This is a genomic window from Erysipelothrix inopinata, assembly GCF_014396165.1.
Lineage (GTDB): Bacteria > Bacillota_I > Bacilli_A > Erysipelotrichales > Erysipelotrichaceae > Erysipelothrix > Erysipelothrix inopinata.
Window position 1 is genome coordinate 1,070,696 of sequence record NZ_CP060715.1, and the last position, 20,448, is coordinate 1,091,143.

Below are 20,448 nucleotides of genomic sequence, written 5' to 3' on the forward strand. Positions count from 1 at the left end.
ATCGACACTTTAGATGAGCATAGTTGCTAACTGACTATGTATAGAAAGGAATTAAAGAATGACAAATGAATTGCAACCACTATCATTGTTATTTCAAAATAGATTATTTCGTATACCGGATTACCAACGAGGGTATGCATGGCAGCAATCTCAATTAATTGATTTCTGGGATGACGTTACTAATCTTCAGAAAGAACGATACCACTACATTGGATTATTATCTCTAAAGGAACTTGAAAAAAAGGAAATAGAGACATGGGGCAGCGACATATGGATGGTTGAAGTAGGCTTTACAGCATGCCATGTAGTGGATGGTCAACAACGTCTCACTACATTTATAATATTACTAAATGAACTCATAGAAATAGCAAAATTAAATAACCCCGATAAGTCCGAAGAAGATATCGTCCTAGGATTTGAGACCTTAAAAGATATTAAAAAAAAGTATATTTGTCGTCACCGACCACCAAATAATCAGATAACCACCTATCTTTTTGGTTATGAGGTAGATAATCCTAGTTCGGATTATTTGAAATATAGAATATTTGGTGAACCATATTCTGGGGCGTAAATGAAACGTATTATACGAAAAATTTAATGAATGCAAAAAAATTCTTTAATGAAAACTTAGTTGAGCTTTATAAGAATGAAGGTATTAAAGGATTTAATGAACTTTATTCAAAAGTTACGAAGAAGTTGATGTTTAACATTCATGTTATTGATGATGAATATGATGTTTTCGTAGCTTTTGAAACAATGAATAACCGAGGGAAAAAACTCACAAATTTAGAACTTTTAAAAAATAGACTTATATATCTTACCACCCTATATCCAGATGATTTTTTTGATGAACTCGATAAAATCGATTTACGTAAGCAAATTAACAATGCATGGAAAGAAGTGTATTATCAGCTAGGAAGAAATGAAAAAAATGCCCTGTCGGATGATGAATTTCTGAGAGCACATTGGATCTGTTATTTTTCCTATTCTCGTAAAAAAGGTGATGACTACATTAATTTTCTCTTAAATAAATTTTCTTCAAAAAAAATATTTGAAATGAAAATAGTAGATTCAAATGATTTTGAGGATTCGTTTTCTGGATTTACTTATGATGATGAAGAAACAATAATTGAAAATGATGACTTGGAAACACTTGAACTATCAAAACTTACACCTAATGAGATTGATTCTTATGTCAATAGTCTAAAGGATTTGTCGATGTACTGGTATGATACATACTTTCCTAATGAGAGCACGAATCTTACACCTTATGAAAGAACATGGGTGGATAAATTAAATAGAATCGGTATTGTGTATTTTAGACCGCTAGTAATGGTAATTATTAGCAAGAGAGACTTAACCGAGGAACAACGAATTCATGCATTTCGAACAATTGAAAGATTCATTTTTATCTGCTTCAGAATTGGCTCAAACCAAGCAACATTCAGAAGTAGTGAATTTAATCGATTAACAAAAAAATTATACTGGAATGAAATAGATTTAGATGTGGTAATTAATGAAATCGAAGCGACAACTAATGCTAATACGGACTATGCTCTACAAAACTATGTAACGAAAATTGAGAAAAACTTTGACAGTAAACTAGGTTACTATGGATGGAATACTGTTCGATACTTCTTGTATGAATATGAAATAAGTTTGGCGAAGAAAAATAATATCGAAAAACTGGATTGGAATCTATTTACAAGAAGTGAAAGGGACAAGGTTTCCATAGAACATATACTTCCGCAAAAACCATCAAAATACTATTGGAGAAACACTTATAGACAATTTGATTCTGATGAGATAATATCGCTGTCAGGATCTCTTGGAAACTTGCTCCCACTTTCACAAAGCATAAACTCATCCCTACAAAACGATAGCTTTGAAGATAAAAAAATATCAAAGCTAGATGGTAGACGAGGTTATGAGAATGGCTCTCATTCTGAAATAGAGGTTTCTAAATATGAGGATTGGACTGCGGAAATTATTTATCAAAGAAGCATTAAACTCTTGAATTTCATGGAAAAGCGATGGAAATTTAGCTTTAGTGCTGATCAATTTAAGAGGCTTGTCTACGTTTCATTTGTGCGCGATGGAAGAGAAATACCTAAAGACCTTCTTAAAGAAAAGGTGCTAGAAGAAAACTCAAAATCGTACACGGATCTAGATAATTTTTCTTCGAATGAATTAGGAAATAAACAGCTTTCTTTTTGGATTGATTTTATTAATTATTGTAAAAGTATAGGTAGAGATAATCTCGTTAACAGAAAACCGTTTGCACAAAACTGGTATGATATAACAGTTCCCAATGCACAATTTCATTTATCTTTTACAATTACAAGTAGTAAATACATCACACTTCTGATATATGCATATGATCTAGACATGTTTGTTAAACTAGAGGAACGAAAAGATGAAATTGAATACCATTTTGGAGATAAACTGAACTGGTATTCATCGAGAACCGGTAGTACCGCTAAAAGAATTCTATACAAACAAGAATACGATATTTTTAATCCATCAAAAAAACAAGAAATATTTGATTGGATGATTAAAAAGTATGACTTAATCTATAATGCACTTATTGAGGTGGAATTAATAAATGCAGGAGATTCACCTGAAAGTCGATTCTCTTTTCTGAAACAATACCTACAAGAGAAAAACGATGAGATTATTATATTATCGTTCAGTCAAATTGAAGAAATTATCAATTCTAAACTTTGTGATTCTGCTTATAATTACAACGCATATTGGAAATGTTCTAAGACGCATGTTTTACCTAATTTAATATTTGAGAGCGGCTACGATATAAGCAATATAAGTTTAATTGATGAGAAAATAGTTTTAAAGAAGCGAATACAATAATTGTGTTTATCACTACGTGGAAAAAATGATGCATAAATTGGATATTATACTAAAATAGATTACAATGAAAGTAAGATAAGTAATTCGCACTAATCAACTTGGAGGAAAAGATGATGAATATTTTAAATGATATTTTACAAGCAGCCATTGATGGGCTTTCGACTGATGATATGGGCTGTGATTGGATATGTGATAACTGTAATGCATACATGAATAATCAAAGTGGATTTTCGACTCTTAATGGAATATGGACCTGTTCTGAGTGCGGAACATGTAATGATGTTTCATCAGATAACATTAGGAATTACGGTACTCAAATAATAACTGATAATCAGAAGAGATATATCCAAAAGATAGAGGAATTATTGGGAATTACATTTTATGGAGATACATTCGAGGAAGCATCTGATTTTATTGATAGTAACAAAGACAGATACCAAAGTAAACTGCATACACCTCACAAGTATAGGTAGAAAATATATTAATTAGTTTTACTAGATTTAGGATATAAATATTTTATGATTGTAGATCCTTATGAATTAAAATCAGATTACACTTTATTTTATTGCCTGAAAGGCAATCTGATAATCATTGATTAATCTGATTATCTCACGTATAATTTTATGAATTACGTAAATAAGTAAATAGTTAGAGTTGAAAGAACGCTTAGAAAGTAGAAATGCAAAATTTTAATTAATTAAATTGATATAACAGTCGAAGAGTAACAAACTGTCCAATTGAATTCAAGAACAATACAATAAAGGTACTCATTAGAAATGTTTCATGTTATAAAAACTTTAATCGTCAATGGACTAGAATAATTTGTTGTATAAATTCGAAAAAACACGGCAATTTTACCGTGTTTTTTCGTTTCTCGATGATTCCAGATTTTAAAGGGATTTATATATTTCTATTTTCACAAATCAATAATTATTCTTCAAATTTGCTACCTAATGATTAATTCTCTTTATATTTCTTTTTGCCAAGAACAATTAGAACGAATCCGATTAGTACATAAAAGTAATTCATGTAATTTATACCAATACCTGTGTTAGGTAAATTAGGTTCAGGAGTTGTTGGAGTTGGATCTTCAGGTTTTTCTGGAGTAACTTTCACAACTTCTTCTTTTTCATATACATAGGTAACTACTTGTTCAGAACCAGTAAATGTACCAGATGCGTTTTTAGGTACTTCAGTAAGTTTGTAGTTTTCAACATTCTTAGCAGTTGCTAAATATGGTGTTGTAATCTTTCCTGTAAGTACTTCTGATGGTGATACAGTGTTACCGTCTGTATCAACGTAGTTCACAATAACGTTCGCACCATCAACAAGATCATACACATATGTAACGGTTTGAGCTTCAGTTGTAAATGTTCCTGATGCATTTGTAGGTTGTTCTGTTAATGTGTAGTTTTTAATATCTTTTTGAACACTTGTATATGGTGTTGTAGCTTTACCATTTAATGTTTCGGTGTCTGCAATTTCATTTCCATCGATGTCAACATATTTTACAGTGACTGCAGCACCGTCTACAAGATCGTATACATAGGTTACTGTTTGCTCAGTATCTGTAAATGTACCAGTTGCATTATTAGGTTTTGTAGTTAATGCATAATTCTTAATAACTTTTTCTACTGACGTATATGGTTTTGTAATCTTACCATTTAGGGTTTCAGTATCCGCAATCTCATTACCTTCAGTGTCAACATAGTTGACAGTAACTTTTGCACCATCAATAAGGTCATAAACATAAGTAACTGTTTGAACTTTGTTTGTGAATACGCCTGTTGCATTGTCAGGTTGAGCTGTTAGTGCATAATTTGTAATTGTCTTTTCTGATGCTGTATAAGCAGTTGTGATTTTACCAGATAAGGTTTCTGTATCCGCAATCTCGTTACCATCGATATCAACGTATTTTACTGTTACATTTGCACCTGCAATTAAGTCATAGACATAAGTGACAGTTTGTTCTGTATCAGTAAATGTACCGGATGCGTTGCTTGGTTTTGAAGTTAATGAATAGTTTTCGATTGCCTTTTCTACTGAGGCGTAAGCAGTCGTAATCTTACCTGATAGTGTTTCAGTATCATCAATTTCATTACCATCGATATCAACATATTTTACCGTAACTTTAGCTGCATCTACAAGATCATAAACATACGTTACTGTTTGTTTAGTGTCTTTGAATGTACCCGTAGCATTAGCAGGGACTTCAACTAACTTGTAGTTACCAATCGTTTTTTCTACTGAAGCATAAGGTGTCGTAATCTTACCATTCAATGTTTCTGTATCTGCGATTTCGTTACCTTCTGTATCTACATATAATACGGTAACAGGTTCTCCTGCGATTAAGTCATAGATGTAAGTTACAGTTTGTTCAGTATCTGTAAATGTACCCGTAGCGTTTCCAGGTTGAGCTGTGAGTGCATAATTCTTAATTGATTTTTCTGCTGCAGTATAAGCTGTAGTAATTTTACCGGATAGTGTTTCAGTATCAGCGATTTCATTACCGTCAGTATCAACATATTTAACTGTTACATTTGCGCCTGCAATTAAGTCATAGACATAAGTTACGGTTTGTTCTGTATCTGTAAATGTACCTGAAGCATTTTCAGGTTGAGCTGTGAGCGCATAATTTGTAATTGATTTTTCTGTTGCAGTATAAGCGGTAGTAATTTTACCCGATAGTGTTTCGGTATCGGCAATCTCATTACCTTCCGTATCAACATAATTAACTGTTACATTTGCACCTGCAATTAAGTCATAGACATAGGTTACAGTTTGTTCAGTATCTGTGAATGTACCTGTAGCGTTGTCTGGTTGAACTGTAAGGGCATAATTTGTAATAGTCTTCTCTAAAGCTGTGTATGGTGTAGTGATTTTACCATTCAAGGTTTCAGAATCTGCAATCTCATTGCCATCAGTATCAACATAATTTACAGTAACTTTAGCTGCGTCTACAAGATCGTAAACATACGTAACAGTTTGAGCTGTGTCTGTAAATTTACCAGTAGCATTAGTAGGCTGTTTTGTAAGCGTATAGTTCGTAATTGTTTTTTCTGTAGCAGTATAATCAGTTGTAATTTTACCACTCAAAGTTTCGGAATCCGCAATTTCATTGCCGTCAGTATCAACATATTTAACGGTAACATTAGCTCCGGGAATAAGGTCATAGATATAAGTTACGGTTTGTACTTGATCCGTAAATGTACCTGTAGCATTATCTGGTTGAACAGTTAATTCATAGTTTTCGATTGTTTTATCGGTCGTGAAGTAATGAGCAGTAACATCGCCTGAATAGGTTTCATCCTCTGCAATTTTATTACCATCAATATCAACATACTTCGCGATGACATCAGCACCTCTATTTAAGTCATAAACAAATGTGACTGTTTGAGCAGTATCTGTAAACTTACCTTTTGCACTTCCTTGAGTTTCTACAAGGTGATAGTTGGTGATAGTTTTTGCGACTGCTTCATAATCAGAATTAATTTTACCTTTTAAAGTGTCCTCTCCTGAGATTGGGTCACCTTTTAAGTTTACATATTTAACAGTAACGTTTTCGCCGTCAGCAGCTTCATAAACGTAGGTAATTTCTTCATGATCGATAGGAAGCTTGCCAGATGCATTGGCAGGTGTAGTTTTTAAAGTATAGTGTTTATTGGTAACTGGAGAAGATGTATAAGCATCTCCTGCGAAACCAGTGATTGTTGTTGAGTCTGCAATTGGATTACCATCAGTATCAACATGATTTACTGTTACACCACCGGAAGTTACCGCTTTTAAACTAATTCCGGTAAATTCTGCGATTGTTTCTAGAGTATCATATGATTCGTTTTTTAGATTAATCGTAACTTTTGTACCCGAAGGTTTGAAGTAAATCGATTTAGAACTAGTGCGACCTTCGGCAGTTGAACCTTCGCCAGCAGCAGCCGTTATCGTGTTATCCCCAATCACAACTGTCCCACCAGAATCTACAACTTCTACCTTTGCGGTGAAAATCCCTGTTGCATTATTCTTTGTCATAGTTACAGTGCTATCAATTTTGTAAACTCTATTTGGAACAAGACCTTCAACAGTTTGAGTTAGTCGATTGCCTCTATATCCTACTCTTCTAATACCTTGTTCCATAAATGCACGAATTGCAGCTCCACCTGGAATAGGTTTGTATTGTTCTTGCCATTGATCTTCTGGCATGTTATCCGTATACCATGTATCTCGTAAGTTAGTTGATGGGTAACCTACTGTCCATGGTTGTGGCGCATAATGACCAGCTGAGAATGTAACTGTGAAATCCGTGTTTTTTAGTAATTCGTCGTCAGCTGCACTTACTGACATCTCTTGAAAACCAAGTAAAGAAATAACCATTAGCAATGATAATGCTAATTGAGTCATTCTTTTAAATTTTACTTGTGTTAGACGCATAAAAAGCTCCTCCTATATTATTATGAAAAAGAAACTATAAAACCGGTAGCTACCTTAAAAATTGTCTCCTTTTCTTACAGACATCGTAAGTTAATCGTTATCGAAATACCACTGGAATACATCGAAAAGTTGTATTTATTTTATAATTTCATTGTGAAAAATATGACAATGAATAATTATTAATCTAACCAATTTGTGAAATATGGTAAGACTAATCACGAAGATGTTGCGAAAAAGCCGGATTTCATGCCAGTTTAAGTATTTTAGGAGATTGTGAAAAATAGGAGTTGAAAAGGGGAAGCAATGAAATAGGGTGCAATTCCTGCAACCCACATAAAAATGTAAACGCTTAGAATGGAAGCAGATAGAAAGTAACATGGAGCGTTATTTTTCTATCGATTCGATGACGTCAAGAATACAATCATTATTTATTAAAGGATACAACCATATTAATTTAGGAGGAAAGTATGAATAATAATGAAACTGCTCGCAAAATAATAGAGTTAGTCGGAACAGAAGACAACATATCAAATGTCATGGCGTGCCAAACAAGACTTCGATTCACACTATTAGATAATAAAAAAGCAAATGTTGATGAACTGAAAAAATTACCTAAGGTATTGGGAATCAGTATTACGGAAACGCAATTTCAAGTCATTATTGGACCAACAGTGGATCAAGTATTAACGGAAGTTGAGAAAGAACTCGGAGGAAATACTGCTGAAGCTACGAATAATCAAGTTCAGGAAAAGAAGAAATTAACATTCCAAGGGATGGGTAAATTTCTATTTGATTATATCTCTACGGCATTCAGTCCTGTATTAATTTCAATTCTTGGTTCTGGGGTATTAAAGGGATTGAATATTTTATTCTCTACGACTCTAGGTTGGTATGCACCGACATCTGGAATTGGACAAATGATTAATCTAATGGGAGATATTCCATTCTACTTCTTACCATTCTTCATAGCTTATGGTGCAGCGAAGAAATTAAATACGAGTATTCCGTTAGCGTTATCGCTTGCGGGAGCATACATGCATCCCTCGATTGCTCAAAGTGCAGCAAACGGAGTAACATGGAATATCTTCGGATTCAATATGCCAATGATTGGTTATAACGGAACTGTCCTGCCAATCTTATTCTCAGTGCTTGTCATGAGCTTTGTATATAAGAAAGTTAATGAATTGATTCCTGTAAGTGTTAGAAATATTTTTGTTCCTGTTATCGTTCTCTTGGTGATTGTACCATTGCAATTTCTAATTTTAGGACCAGCAGGCTACTATTTAAGTGGCTATGTGGCAGTTGGACTTGAGAAATTGTTCTCATTGAACTCATGGGTTGGTGGTTTTGTTTATGGATCACTTCGACAATTACTCGTCATGACTGGACTCCATTTGAGTATGACACCAATTATTATGGAAAATATTCGTGTCTTTGGTGGTGATTATTTAATGCCTGTTCATGCTATGAGCTCAATGGCGGTTGCCGGAACTGCTCTTGGTATTTACTTTAAAGCTAAGAAGCCAGAAATCAAATCTTCAGCAATCGCAACGTTCATTCCAGGGTTTATTGGAGTCACGGAACCTGGGGTATTCGGACTTGCAGTACGCTTTGGGAAACCATGGGTTCCAATTGCAATTGGTGGTGGTGTAGCTTCTGCGTTTGTTGCAGGAATGGGTGCGAAATCTGTAGCGATTTCACTTCCAGGACCACTCTCATTTAGTATCTTTGCAGAATCTTTAAATGTCATGATTATAGGTTGGGTTATAGCCTTTGTAATCTCCTTTGTCATTGCATATATGATGGGTGTAGACGAAACGAAATAAATTTAATGAATTAGGGTTAGGAGCGATTATTATTGTTATTTTATTTGTAGGAGCGATTGCTATCGGGTATATTCTTAAGAAACTTAAGGTACCCGGTGGTATGATGCTTGGATCATTAATATTTAGCGTTATTTATATTAACTATCAAGAGTCCCCAGTGACCTTTAATCTTGATTTATCATTGGTTTCACAGGTACTTGCGGGAGTTTGCATTGGTGCAAAAATTACGATGAATGATGTTAAAAACATCAAAAATTTGTATAAAGAAATTATCATGATAAACATAGGTTTATTAGTGATTAGTATTACTTCAGGGTTACTCTTGTTTTATGTTTTCAAGTTATCTCCCTATGATTCATTCTTTGGATCAATTCCAGGAGGGATGACATCCATTCCAATAATCGCGATGGAATATGGTGCAAATCCAGTGAATGTCACCATTCTTCAATTTGTAAGACTCATCGTTGGCATTGGAATCTTCCCAAGATTGATATCAAAACAACTTAACTTATCCGTTAAAAAAGAACAGGATTCATCATATGAAAAAATGAATAAGTTAAGCACTAAAGATGCTTGGTTACAAAGTATCTTCACAATACTTACAACTTTAGTATTAGTAGCATTCCTAGAATATCTCAAGTTCCCATTAGGAACATTAGTACTCGCAATTGTAATTTCGGCACTCTACAACATTATTACAAGCAAGGCATATATTCGCGATGAGATTTATAGTTTAGCGCAGTTGTTACTAGGAATGTACATTGGAAGTGTTGTAGATATGAAAGGTGTTGCATCGTTTAGTAGTTTAGTTTTACCGCTCTTATCCGCTGCATGTATCTTTGGTTTTGGAAGTTATTTCCTAGGGAAATTAATTAAGAAATACACTGATTTTAATACTACAGAAGCATATTTCTCGGCGATTCCTGCGGGAGCTGCGGATGTAGGTTTGATTACGCAAGAACTTGGCGTATTCAGTAGCAAAATCGTAGTCGTTCAGGTAGCAAGAGTGCTCATTGTGACACTCTTGTTCCCACCTATTATGGATTTTGTGATTCATTTATTAACATAACGAAGGAGGAATAGTTATGAAAAAAGTATTAATTGGAGGATTTGTTGCAGAGTCTAATCAACACGTCAGTCATCAAACACCTCTTGAGAAATTTGTATTGAAATATGGCGATGATGTAGCACGTTCACTTTATATTGACGAGTTAGCTAAAGAACATGATATTGAATTGATACCTTCACTTTATGCTGATGGTCGAGGCGGAGGAATTGTTAAGAAAGATGCATTTGATTATATTCAAAATGTTATCTTGAATGACGTTAAGAAATACTACCGTGATGTGGATGCAATTTTCATGTTCATCCATGGTGCAAGTCAAGTTGAGGAGTATGGTTCGGGAGATCATGAGTTAATCAAAAATATTCGTAAAATTGTTGGTGACTATCTACCAATCGTTATCGTCTCAGATCCTCATGGTAACATCACAGAGAATTTCACGAAACATACGACCATCCACCGTACATTTAGACATTCACCACATACAGACCGTGCTGAATGTCACCACTTCACCTTTAAACTACTCGTTGATTTGCTAGAGAATCGTCAAAATATCAAACCAGAAATTGCAAAAATTCCTGTAATGCTTGGTGGTGAGCGTTCTGTATCAACAGATGAGCCAATGGTTACCATCAACGCGTATCTTGATGAACTTGAACGTGATGAGAGATTGTTGTCAGTATCGTTATTCATCGGTTATGTACGCCATGACAGTGATAAATGCGGTGCTGCCGCAGTCGTCGTTCCTGCAAAGGAAGAATACCAAGAGTATGCACAGGAAGTTGCTCGTAAAGTTCATAATTTTATGATTGATAAAGCAACATCGTTTAAATTTCATGGAGAAGCACTCGAGCTCGACGAATCATTAGAGAATGCATTTAATACAGCTCAAGGCCCAATATACATTACAGATTCAGGTGACAACTGTACAGCAGGAGCTGCAGGTTACGATACACATGTATTACGAGAAGTATTAAAACGAGAAAGTTTTAATGGCAAAAAAGTACTCTTTTCCTGTATTGCTGATCCAAACTTAATTATGAGTGATTTCAATGACAAGAAAGTTGGCGATTTCATCAGTGTCGAACTGGGAATGAATATCAATGAATATTCTCGTCCTGTCCATCTTGAAGGGGACATCATCGCAATCGGAAGATTGTATCATCACTATGGTGATGGTGACAGTATTGGCGCGTGTTATACTGTAAAAGTAAAGGATAAAGATTTATACGTCGTCATTGCTGAACATGCAGTCTCATTCGCTGAGAAACGCCAATATGATATGGCAAATCTTGACTGGAATGATTATGATCTCATGATTGTGAAACAAGGTTACTTGTATCCTGACCTGAAGGCTCGTGCACAATATTATGTCATGGCACTTACAGATGGAGCAACAAATCAAAGAACAGAGAGACTCAACTATAAGTTAATACGACGTCCAATGTATCCTTATGACCAAGTAGAAACACTAAAAAAATATTAGTGATAAAGGAGTTAAGATGATACTAAACAGATTCGGACTATTATATTCATTATTTTCAATACTAAATCAAAAAAACCAATCAGATGCAGACTATATCATTGCGAAGTATCTTCTTGAGAACTATGAAAACATGGGTGATCTAAACATCTACGATGTAGCAGATTCTTGCTATGTATCAAGGTATACAGTAAGACGCTTCTGCCAAGCCATAGGTTTTGAAAACTTTAGTGACCTTAAAAAGCAGTTTACAAAGTATGATGATGCCTACGAAAAGTATTTGATGATTTATCAACATGATGATTTCAACAGTTACTTCATGCAAGAAGTCAATGATACGGCAAAAGCAATTAATGCGATTGATGATAGTCTTATTGAAGATATTGCCTCAAAAATAAATGATAGTTCAGAAGTTGTATTCTTAACCTCAAGTATTGGAGCGACTGCTGTTGCTCAATTTCAACAAGGAATGATTTTCGCTAACAAAGTGATTCAAGTAGTAGGAGACCACTTTGAGAATCATCATCTTCTTAACTCCTTGGATGAAGATGATCTCTTAATTGTACTCTCAGGAAGCGCAGGAATTGCGAAAAGTATTGTTCCTCAACTTAAACAATATAAAGTAAAAACAGTCCTAATGACTATGAATGAAGATGTTGATGATTTGTCTGAATATGATCATATTTATTCATTGCGAAATGTGAGCACGGATGATGCCCTCAGTGTTGTTCACATTAAATATGGATTTATGTTCTTTTTAGACAGATTGTTGTCATATTACATATCAGAGTATTCGGAGAAAGGAAATATGTAAAACGATGAAAATTGATATAAAAAAGATTAATTCACCAATGAAAGACAATAGTAAAGCTCCTGTATTAATTACAGATGCGACGATTGCAGAACGAAAAGAAAAGGTTCTCTCAAATATGAGAGAGGCAAATATAAGTTCACTTATTATTTATGCAGATAAGGAACATGGTGGAAACTTTGAATACTTAACTGGGTTTATTCCCCGTTTTGAAGAAGCACTTCAAGTCTTAAATGTAGATGGAAGTAGCACTTTAATTCTTGGTAACGAAAACTTTAATAAAGTAAGTAAATCACTGATTGAAAGTGAAGGTGTGCTCTGCCCATTATTCTCACTCCCAAACCAGCCAATGGGTGATTTCAAGCCTGTTTCTCATTACTTGAAGGATGTAGCGATTGATGACTCTCAGTTTGTGGGCCTGGTTGATTGGAAATTACTGGCGAATGATTATGAAGCCTTCCATAAATTATCCTCAATACCTTCATATATCGTGGAAGGTATTAAAGAAGTAGTCGATGGTAATAAAGTTGTGAACGCTACTCAAATTTATATTCATCCTGAAAAGGGAGCACGAACTATTAATAACGCTAATGAAATTGCGCGTTACGAGTACGGATCATCCTTAGCTTCAGATGCTATCCTTGATGCAATGAATCATCTTCAAGAAGGATGTACAGAACTTGAAATAGGTAACTTACTACAATTGGAGGGACAAACCCCTAATGTTGTAACCATCTCAGCTTTCGGAAAACGCTTCGAACAAGCTAATATCTATCCAACATCTAAGAAACTCATGAATGGTGATGCTGTTGCTCTCACAGTGTCTTATAAAGGTGGACTCTCGAGTCGTTCTGGTTTCGCAGTTAATAATGTCGAAGAACTCGAAACTGCTCAAAAAGGATACTTAGATAATATGGTAATTCCATATTACCAAGCATACGTTTACTGGCTAGAAAATCTAAAAATAGGGATCAATGGACATGACTTTTATACTAAATTTAATGAGTTCTATCCACAATCTAAGTACGGATGGGAACTTAATCCAGGCCATTTAACGTCTGATGAAGAATGGTTATCATCACCATTCTTTGAAAATTCAAAGGCAGATGTAAAAAGTGGTATGATATTTGCCGTTGATTTTATTCCTATTATGGAAGGATACAATGGTGTTTCAGCTGAAAGTACCGTAGCAGTAGCTGATGAAACTTTACGTAATGAGATTAAAACACAATATCCAGACTTGTGGGATCGTATTGAAAATCGTAAAAAATATATCAAAGAAATCATTGGAATTGAACTTAGTAATGAATTATTGCCAATGACAAGCACACTTGGTTACTACAGACCTTTCTTATTGAATACCCGTGAGGCTTTAGTTGTAACTCAATAAAACTTTGAAACACGCACATTAAACAGTGCGTGTTTTTTTACCTATGCATTTTTAGCTGTCTGATACTTGGAACATTATAGTAAATAGAAATCTAAAAATTGATATAATAAAGAAAAAAAGAATTTCGAGATAAGAGGTACATTATGGATAGAAACCAAATAATAATAACCCTTCTGAATATTAAAGGAATAGGGAATCAAACGATTCTAAAGCATGAATCGAAGATTAACGAAAATATGGATCAAGGTACATTGTATGACTTAATAATAAATAACATAAACAAGAATTTAGAATTTGATATATTCTCACAGGCGGTAGGTAAGTCAGAATTGATAATTAAGGAGTGTACTCAGAATAATATCTTGATTACTAATTTTTTACAAGATGATTATCCTGGAAAGCTACTGTCTCTTGATAACCCTCCAGTAATTTTATTCTATAAAGGATCGATTGAACGACTACGTTCTCATCCATCTATAGCCATTGTGGGAACACGTGAACCCTCAAATTACGGTAAGGAAATTACGAAGCGCTATGCAGACTATGTTGCGAAAAATAATATCAATGTGATAAGCGGTCTGGCTAAAGGGATTGATAGTATTGCTCATGAATCTACAATTCAGGCAGGGGGTTATACTGCTGCCATTCTTGCACAAGGATTAAACACAGCTATCTATCCAAAGGAAAATAATGAACTAGCCGAAAGAATTCTTGCTAATAATGGTGCCCTTATCTCAGAGTATATGCCAGGTCTCATGCCTTCAAGAAATACATTTGTTGAAAGGGATAGAATTCAAAGTGGCACAAGTGATGGTGTTTTGGTTATTGAAGCTGCCAAAAAAAGTGGAACGATGCATGCTGCAAATTCTATTTTAAGTCTTGAGAGGACCCTTGGTGTATTCAAACACCCAGAAAAATATGTAGTGAATAATGATAAGGCGTTAGGCAATTCGATGCTCATAGATGAAAAGGGTGCCATGGCTGTTTTCTATGAAAGTGAACTCATGAATTTCATATCTTTAGTTAAAAAACACCACGATTATTTTATAGGTAACCATGTTAATGCCAAAGATAATTTAGAAAGACAAGTTGATCAAATATCATTTGATATTTAAGCTTCGTCGCACTAATTATCACAATTAGTGTGTTCACGTGAAAACTGAATGAAATTTTTTTAAAGGTGTTGTGTAATCATATCTCTGTATCGAAGTCTCTTGATATAATTTGCTTAATCTACCCAACAATGGATGATTAGGAGAAAATAGTATGAAAAGAATACTTAGTTTAATGATTGCAATTCTTTTAAGTATTATGGTGGTGCCAATATCAGCTGATACACCCAATCTTAACGAAATGTTTTCAGATAACTTAATTGATATGGTTCGTTATGATGCAAAGAATCACGGTGTATCTGTAGATACAGATGAATCATTCATGAATTACGTTAAGAGTATGACTCGTGTGGGATTTGTTCAACAAAATAGTGGTTTTTACGACAAAGTAACACCAACAGATTTTAGAGGTGTAGAATATTTTGAAAATGCAGAACAAATTGATGTTCCAATTATTGTTGGTTATGAACCGTCAACAAATGATAGTTATGTTGCGGTTAAAAATCTAGAGAAATTACCAGAAAAATTTGTTAATTCAGGTAAAGAACTGAACTTGCTGCCTGGAGTATTCTATACTGAGCAACAAGTAGTTCTCCCTATTGATACAATTTACAATAACAACCCAGGCGGTCGTGAGAAGTGGCTAACACAAGAACAACTCTCATATTTTCGAAAAAACTTTGGATTACAAATGGGATCCTTGTTAGACCAATACAAAGGTCCTCGAGTAAAAGCAAAAATTGGTAGAAATGATATCTTAGTTAATAACTTTAATTGGATGTCTAATAAAAATCGAAATATTGATGTTGTCGTAGAACTTGGTAATAGTGATCGATTCATCGCGATGCCATTACATGAACACAAAATTGGAAATCAAGAATACTATGAAATAGATATCGTTGCAAATGATATTCCAGATGTAGTTGTTACGGAAACTTCTCAGTACCGAAAAGTTGATCCACAAGAAAAAACAATTGGAATTAACTTTGATATGATAAAAAAATATGTAAAAGATAACCTAACAGCAGGTGATAAGGACATTGCGGAATTTGAACTTCTTGTTGAATTAAAAGATGGTCAAAAATTCAATGTAAATCAAAGTTATAATCCTGCAGGTGGACAAAGTAATCAAGATAAATTCTTTGTGCTAGGAAAGTCTTTACAAGGGCTTCGCGGTGAAATTAATACCATTACGTTGCGTTTTCCTGTGACAGATGATATCAAATCACGTTTTGAATCAACATCTAATGCCTATAAAGACTATATGAGGATACCATTAGAAGATCTCCACTCAAAAGATGTTGTGAATCATCAGTACTTTACGAAACAACAAGGACTTCAAATTGAATCTTACTACGTCAACAGTGATAATTCTTTACGGAAAGAGCCACACTCAGTAACGGTACATTTCCTCCCACTGTTTTCAAAACAGTATACTGTTGATTTTGTAAGCGATGGTGGCTATATTCTTCCACAAAGACTTTATTGGGAGCAAGCTCATATCGAACAACCTACTGATCCTGTTCGTCAAGGATACATCTTTAAAGGATGGTATTCAGATCGAGAGTTTACAAATAAATGGGACTTTGAAACCATGCAAGTATCATCTAGTATGAAATTGTTTGCAAAATGGGAATTAAAAGGAGTTACGGTTAAATTTCACTCGAATGGTGGCTCAGCGGTTGAAGATGTAAATCTACCCCCAAGTGGTGGACTCATTCCTCGCCCAGCAGATCCTACGCGTGATGGATTTAAATTTGTTGACTGGTACTCAGAACCAGAACTTAAATATGAATGGGCATTTGAACGTTATAAAGTTGATGAAGACACTACTCTATATGCTAAATGGGAAGCATTGCCAGTAACTTATGATGTAACCTTCGAAACCAATGGCGGCTCGACAGTTACAGCACAATCAATCGAAGCTGGTAAGTTTGTAGTAGAGCCGACAGCTCCAACCAAAGCTGGCTTCACATTTGAAGGATGGTATAAGGATTCTTCACTTACTACAGTATGGAACTTCGCAACGGATCCAGTAACTGAAGCAATGACACTCTATGCTAAATGGGAAGCAATTCCAGTGTTCTATGATGTGACATTTGAAAGCAATGGTGGCTCAACCGTCACATCACAATCAATCGAATCTGGTAAGTTTGTAGTAGAGCCAACAGCTCCAACAAAAACAGGATTCACATTCGAAGGTTGGTATAAAGATTCAACATTCACAACAACATGGAGCTTCGCAACAGATCCAGTAACTGAAGCTACAACACTCTATGCGAAATGGGAAGCAATTCCAGTGTTCTATGATGTGACATTTGAAAGCAATGGCGGCTCGACAGTCACAGCACAATCAATCGAAGCTGGTAAGTTTGTAGTAGAGCCGACAGCTCCAACCAAAGCTGGCTTCACATTTGAAGGATGGTATAAGGATTCTTCACTTACTACAGTATGGAACTTCGCAACAGATCCAGTAACAGAAGCAACGACACTCTATGCGAAATGGGAAGTAATTCCAGTGTTCTATGATGTGATATTTGAAAGCAATGGTGGCTCAACCGTCACAGCACAATCAATCGAATCTGGTAAGTTTGTAGTAGAGCCAACAGCACCAACAAAAACAGGATTCACATTTGAAGGTTGGTATAAAGAATCAACATTCACAACAGCATGGAACTTCACAACAGATCCAGTAACAGAAGCTACAACTCTTTATGCGAAATGGGAAGCAATTCCTGTATTCTACGATGTCACCTTTGAAAGCAATGGTGGTTCGACAGTTAACCCTCAATCTATTGAATCCGGTAAATTTGTAGTAGAACCGACAGCTCCAACCAAAGCTGGATTCACATTTGAAGGTTGGTATAAAGAATCAACATTCACAACAACATGGAACTTCGCAACAGATCCAGTAACAGAAGCTACAACTCTCTATGCGAAATGGGAAGCAATTCCTGTATTCTACGATGTGACATTCGAAAGTAACGGTGGCTCAACAGTCACAGCACAATCAGTCGAATCTGGTAAGTTTGTAGTAGAGCCTACAGAACCAACCAAAGCAGGGTTCACATTTGAAGGATGGTATAAAGATTCAACATTCACAACAGCATGGAACTTCGCAACAGATCCAGTAACAGAAGCAACGACACTCTATGCGAAATGGGAAGCAATTCCAGTGTTCTATGATGTGACATTTGAAAGCAATGGTGGATCAACAGTTAACCCTCAATCTATTGAATCCGGTAAATTTGTAGTAGAACCGACAGCTCCAACCAAAGCTGGTTTCACATTTGAAGGCTGGTATAAAGATTCAGGATTCACTACAGCATGGAACTTTACAACAGACACAGTAACAGAAGCTACAACTCTATATGCAAAATGGGAAGCAATTCCTGTATTCTACGATGTGACATTCGAAAGCAATGGTGGAACACCGGTTAAAACTTTATCTGTAAAATCTGGAAATCCAATTACTGAGGTTATCAACCCAATGAAAGAAGGATATTTATTTAAAGGTTGGTATAAGGACTCATTACTAACAACACCATGGATTTTCGAAATTGACTTGGTAACGGAATCAATAACACTATATGCAAAATGGGAAGCAATTCCAGTAGCTTATGATGTGACATTTGAAAGTAACGGTGGAACATCAGTAGCTTCACAATCAATTGAATCAGGTAAGTTTATAGTAGAGCCTACAGCTCCAACCAAAGCTGGATTCACCTTTAAAGGATGGTATAAAGATTCAGCTTTCACCACAGAATGGGACTTTACAAAAGACACAGTGACAGAACCAATCACACTTTATGCTAAGTGGGAAAAAGATACGATACTTCCTCCTACAGGGATATCATATACAAATTCTGTAATGATTGGGTTAACGATGGTTGGACTCGGTTTCGTAATCATAGGTTATCGAAAAAAAGAAAAACTATCTAAATCATAAATTTATTACTCTATATTAAAGTTAAAGCGCAGCTTATCAAATTGATAAGCTGCGCTTTTAATGAGATTACCCTCTTGGCAATCATTTAGAAAAAATTTACTGACGTCATATTTTAAATTTTAGACCATGTCATAACAAGATCTTTTTCATTGTTGATAAGATCCATAGATTCTTCTACAATTTCAAAATTCTCACGAAGATAGAATTTTTTTGCACGTACGTTCTTATCATAAACATTTAAGGTTAGTGTAGAATAGATGTTTTTAGCGTACTCTAGAAGATCTTTTCCGTATCCTTTCGATTGATGATCAGGATGGATAAAAATGCCTTCGATATGGTTGTCATCTAATCCAATAAATCCAACGATTTTACCATCTACAATATTGACATACAACGTGGCCATAGGGAGCATCGTTTCTACTTCAGGAAGCATGCTTTTCCAGTAATTTTCTGAGATAAAATGATGAGCGGTTATATTTGATTGTAACCAAATATCCACGACGTCACGTAAATCTTCATTCTTGAATTTAGTAATCATTATCTTCCTCCATTTTTAAATCTATATTTTTTTTGAATGATTCTGTGTACTTAGTTAGTAAGCAGGTTAATAAGTTTCTTTCTTCATTTGATAGTAAGGACATTGCGATTAATTCTGAATCTCTTAACGGAGCTAATATTTCTTCTGCATATTTTCTTCCGGATTTGGTAAAGAGAATAATCTTATTTTTATGTGTTCGATTATCAAGTAATACAAGGTTCTTGTCGATTAATTTCTTAAGAACATTATTTACAGTTTGCTTCGGTAAAAAAGAGGCATCACAAATCTTTTTTTGAGTACAATCTTCGATTTCAAAGATTAAGTTAATAATTTGTAATTCTGTATAACTGTGACCAATTTGAGTTGCATAGTTACTATATACCTGATCAATTTGTTCTAAGTTTATAGCAAGATTATCGATACTACTTTTTAACGAATCAGACATTCAATCACCTCATAGTCCTATTTGGGACTATTTAATTATATAGCTTCCAGTATTTGAAGTCAATGAAAGAAAAAACCCCCTTAACGGAGGTCTATATCTATTAAAAGTTATCCTTTAGATATTTTTTTATTGAGTCATTGAAAGTCTGTGTATCAAACTGTAATTGCTTTGGATTTATTAAATCATAAAAGTTATCATTTTTGTAGCGCGGAATAACATGAAAATGGAAGTGTGTGTTTTGAGACATAACATTTCCATTATTGAAAATAGAAGTTGTACCAAGAACATCAAAATTTTCTTCGTAAAATGATGAAACCAATGATTGTAATTTAACCATTTCGAGTAATTCGTTTTCAGATAATTCTGAAATATTCATATGGTGTACTTTCGATATAATTAGAAGATGCCCTTTTTGAATTGGATCGATATCCCATACACCAAAAAAATAGTTAGTTTGAAAAAGAACATCAAGTTTTGATTGATTACAAAAAATACAATTCATAACATTACTCCTTCTCACTTTGGTTAGTAATAAAAT

The 20,448-nt window shown here is 34.6% G+C and carries 14 protein-coding genes; 10 read left to right on the forward strand and 4 right to left on the reverse strand.

All coding sequences use genetic code 11. The annotated features are described in order from the left end of the window. The first annotated feature begins 58 nt into the window (after positions 1–58). The 3 genes from H9L01_RS05185 (at position 59) to H9L01_RS10675 (ending at position 3,341) form a co-directional block, all read left to right on the forward strand. The gene (locus tag H9L01_RS05185; protein ID WP_187534946.1) at positions 59–571 is read left to right on the forward strand and encodes a DUF262 domain-containing protein; all 513 of its coding nucleotides are present in this window, start codon (positions 59–61) and stop codon (positions 569–571) included. Between the two features lie 26 nt (positions 572–597). Continuing rightward, positions 598–2,868, forward strand: coding sequence for a DUF4268 domain-containing protein (locus tag H9L01_RS05190; RefSeq protein ID WP_187534947.1), 2,271 nt, complete (start codon positions 598–600; stop codon positions 2,866–2,868). A 110-nt stretch (positions 2,869–2,978) separates the two neighbouring features. Further along, positions 2,979–3,341: a hypothetical protein gene (locus H9L01_RS10675; RefSeq protein ID WP_223151048.1), complete on the forward strand. Its 363-nt coding sequence runs from the start codon at positions 2,979–2,981 to the stop codon at positions 3,339–3,341. 484 nt (positions 3,342–3,825) lie between these two features. Here the strand turns inward: H9L01_RS10675 and H9L01_RS05200 are convergent, their stop codons facing one another. Next, positions 3,826–7,293: a MucBP domain-containing protein gene (locus H9L01_RS05200; RefSeq protein WP_187534948.1), complete on the reverse strand. Its 3,468-nt coding sequence runs from the start codon at positions 7,291–7,293 to the stop codon at positions 3,826–3,828. A 467-nt stretch (positions 7,294–7,760) separates the two neighbouring features. On the opposite strand from H9L01_RS05200, the gene H9L01_RS05205 reads away from it, so the two are divergent. From H9L01_RS05205 to H9L01_RS05235, 7 genes are all read left to right on the forward strand, one after another. Then, positions 7,761–9,119 carry a PTS transporter subunit EIIC gene (locus H9L01_RS05205; RefSeq protein ID WP_187534949.1) on the forward strand — a complete coding sequence of 453 codons (1,359 nt, stop codon included), beginning with the start codon at positions 7,761–7,763 and terminating at the stop codon, positions 9,117–9,119. A 37-nt stretch (positions 9,120–9,156) separates the two neighbouring features. Then, complete coding sequence (locus H9L01_RS05210) at positions 9,157–10,188, forward strand: AbrB family transcriptional regulator (RefSeq protein WP_281381207.1); 1,032 nt, start codon at positions 9,157–9,159, stop codon at positions 10,186–10,188. A 16-nt stretch (positions 10,189–10,204) separates the two neighbouring features. Beyond that, a complete protein-coding gene (locus tag H9L01_RS05215) occupies positions 10,205–11,668 on the forward strand; it encodes a M81 family metallopeptidase (RefSeq protein WP_187534951.1) in 1,464 nt (487 codons plus the stop codon). Between the two features lie 16 nt (positions 11,669–11,684). Continuing rightward, positions 11,685–12,479 carry a MurR/RpiR family transcriptional regulator gene (locus tag H9L01_RS05220; protein WP_187534952.1) on the forward strand — a complete coding sequence of 265 codons (795 nt, stop codon included), beginning with the start codon at positions 11,685–11,687 and terminating at the stop codon, positions 12,477–12,479. Positions 12,480–12,483: 4 nt separating this feature from the next. After that, complete coding sequence (locus H9L01_RS05225; RefSeq protein ID WP_187534953.1) at positions 12,484–13,866, forward strand: M24 family metallopeptidase; 1,383 nt, start codon at positions 12,484–12,486, stop codon at positions 13,864–13,866. A gap of 143 nt (positions 13,867–14,009) precedes the next feature. Continuing rightward, the gene (locus tag H9L01_RS05230; protein WP_187534954.1) at positions 14,010–14,981 is read left to right on the forward strand and encodes a DNA-processing protein DprA; all 972 of its coding nucleotides are present in this window, start codon (positions 14,010–14,012) and stop codon (positions 14,979–14,981) included. A gap of 151 nt (positions 14,982–15,132) precedes the next feature. After that, on the forward strand, positions 15,133–18,927 hold the full coding sequence (locus H9L01_RS05235) for an InlB B-repeat-containing protein (RefSeq protein WP_187534955.1): 3,795 nt from the start codon (positions 15,133–15,135) through the stop codon (positions 18,925–18,927). Between the two features lie 112 nt (positions 18,928–19,039). On the opposite strand, the gene H9L01_RS05240 is transcribed toward H9L01_RS05235, so the two are convergent. The 3 genes from H9L01_RS05240 to H9L01_RS05250 form a co-directional block, all read right to left on the reverse strand. Next, a complete protein-coding gene (locus H9L01_RS05240; RefSeq protein ID WP_187534956.1) occupies positions 19,040–19,465 on the reverse strand; it encodes a GNAT family N-acetyltransferase in 426 nt (141 codons plus the stop codon). Further along, the gene (locus tag H9L01_RS05245; RefSeq protein WP_187534957.1) at positions 19,455–19,910 is read right to left on the reverse strand and encodes a MarR family winged helix-turn-helix transcriptional regulator; all 456 of its coding nucleotides are present in this window, start codon (positions 19,908–19,910) and stop codon (positions 19,455–19,457) included. The genes H9L01_RS05240 and H9L01_RS05245 overlap by 11 nt, the downstream gene beginning before the upstream one ends. A gap of 100 nt (positions 19,911–20,010) precedes the next feature. Continuing rightward, positions 20,011–20,412 (reverse strand): HIT family protein, encoded by a 402-nt coding sequence (locus H9L01_RS05250; RefSeq protein WP_187534958.1) that lies wholly within the window; start codon positions 20,410–20,412, stop codon positions 20,011–20,013. Positions 20,413–20,448 lie beyond the last annotated feature (36 nt).

Coding starts and splice junctions, on each gene's coding strand:
- H9L01_RS05190 (WP_187534947.1), top strand. CDS start 598: ATGAATGCAAAAAAATTCTTTAATGAAAACTTAGTTGAGCTTTATAAG.
- H9L01_RS05220 (WP_187534952.1), top strand. CDS start 11,685: ATGATACTAAACAGATTCGGACTATTATATTCATTATTTTCAATACTA.
- H9L01_RS05240 (WP_187534956.1), bottom strand. CDS start 19,465: ATGATTACTAAATTCAAGAATGAAGATTTACGTGACGTCGTGGATATT.
- H9L01_RS05205 (WP_187534949.1), top strand. CDS start 7,761: ATGAATAATAATGAAACTGCTCGCAAAATAATAGAGTTAGTCGGAACA.
- H9L01_RS05230 (WP_187534954.1), top strand. CDS start 14,010: ATGGATAGAAACCAAATAATAATAACCCTTCTGAATATTAAAGGAATA.
- H9L01_RS05250 (WP_187534958.1), bottom strand. CDS start 20,412: ATGAATTGTATTTTTTGTAATCAATCAAAACTTGATGTTCTTTTTCAA.
- H9L01_RS05225 (WP_187534953.1), top strand. CDS start 12,484: ATGAAAATTGATATAAAAAAGATTAATTCACCAATGAAAGACAATAGT.
- H9L01_RS10675 (WP_223151048.1), top strand. CDS start 2,979: ATGATGAATATTTTAAATGATATTTTACAAGCAGCCATTGATGGGCTT.
- H9L01_RS05235 (WP_187534955.1), top strand. CDS start 15,133: ATGAAAAGAATACTTAGTTTAATGATTGCAATTCTTTTAAGTATTATG.
- H9L01_RS05245 (WP_187534957.1), bottom strand. CDS start 19,910: ATGTCTGATTCGTTAAAAAGTAGTATCGATAATCTTGCTATAAACTTA.
- H9L01_RS05200 (WP_187534948.1), bottom strand. CDS start 7,293: ATGCGTCTAACACAAGTAAAATTTAAAAGAATGACTCAATTAGCATTA.
- H9L01_RS05215 (WP_187534951.1), top strand. CDS start 10,205: ATGAAAAAAGTATTAATTGGAGGATTTGTTGCAGAGTCTAATCAACAC.
- H9L01_RS05185 (WP_187534946.1), top strand. CDS start 59: ATGACAAATGAATTGCAACCACTATCATTGTTATTTCAAAATAGATTA.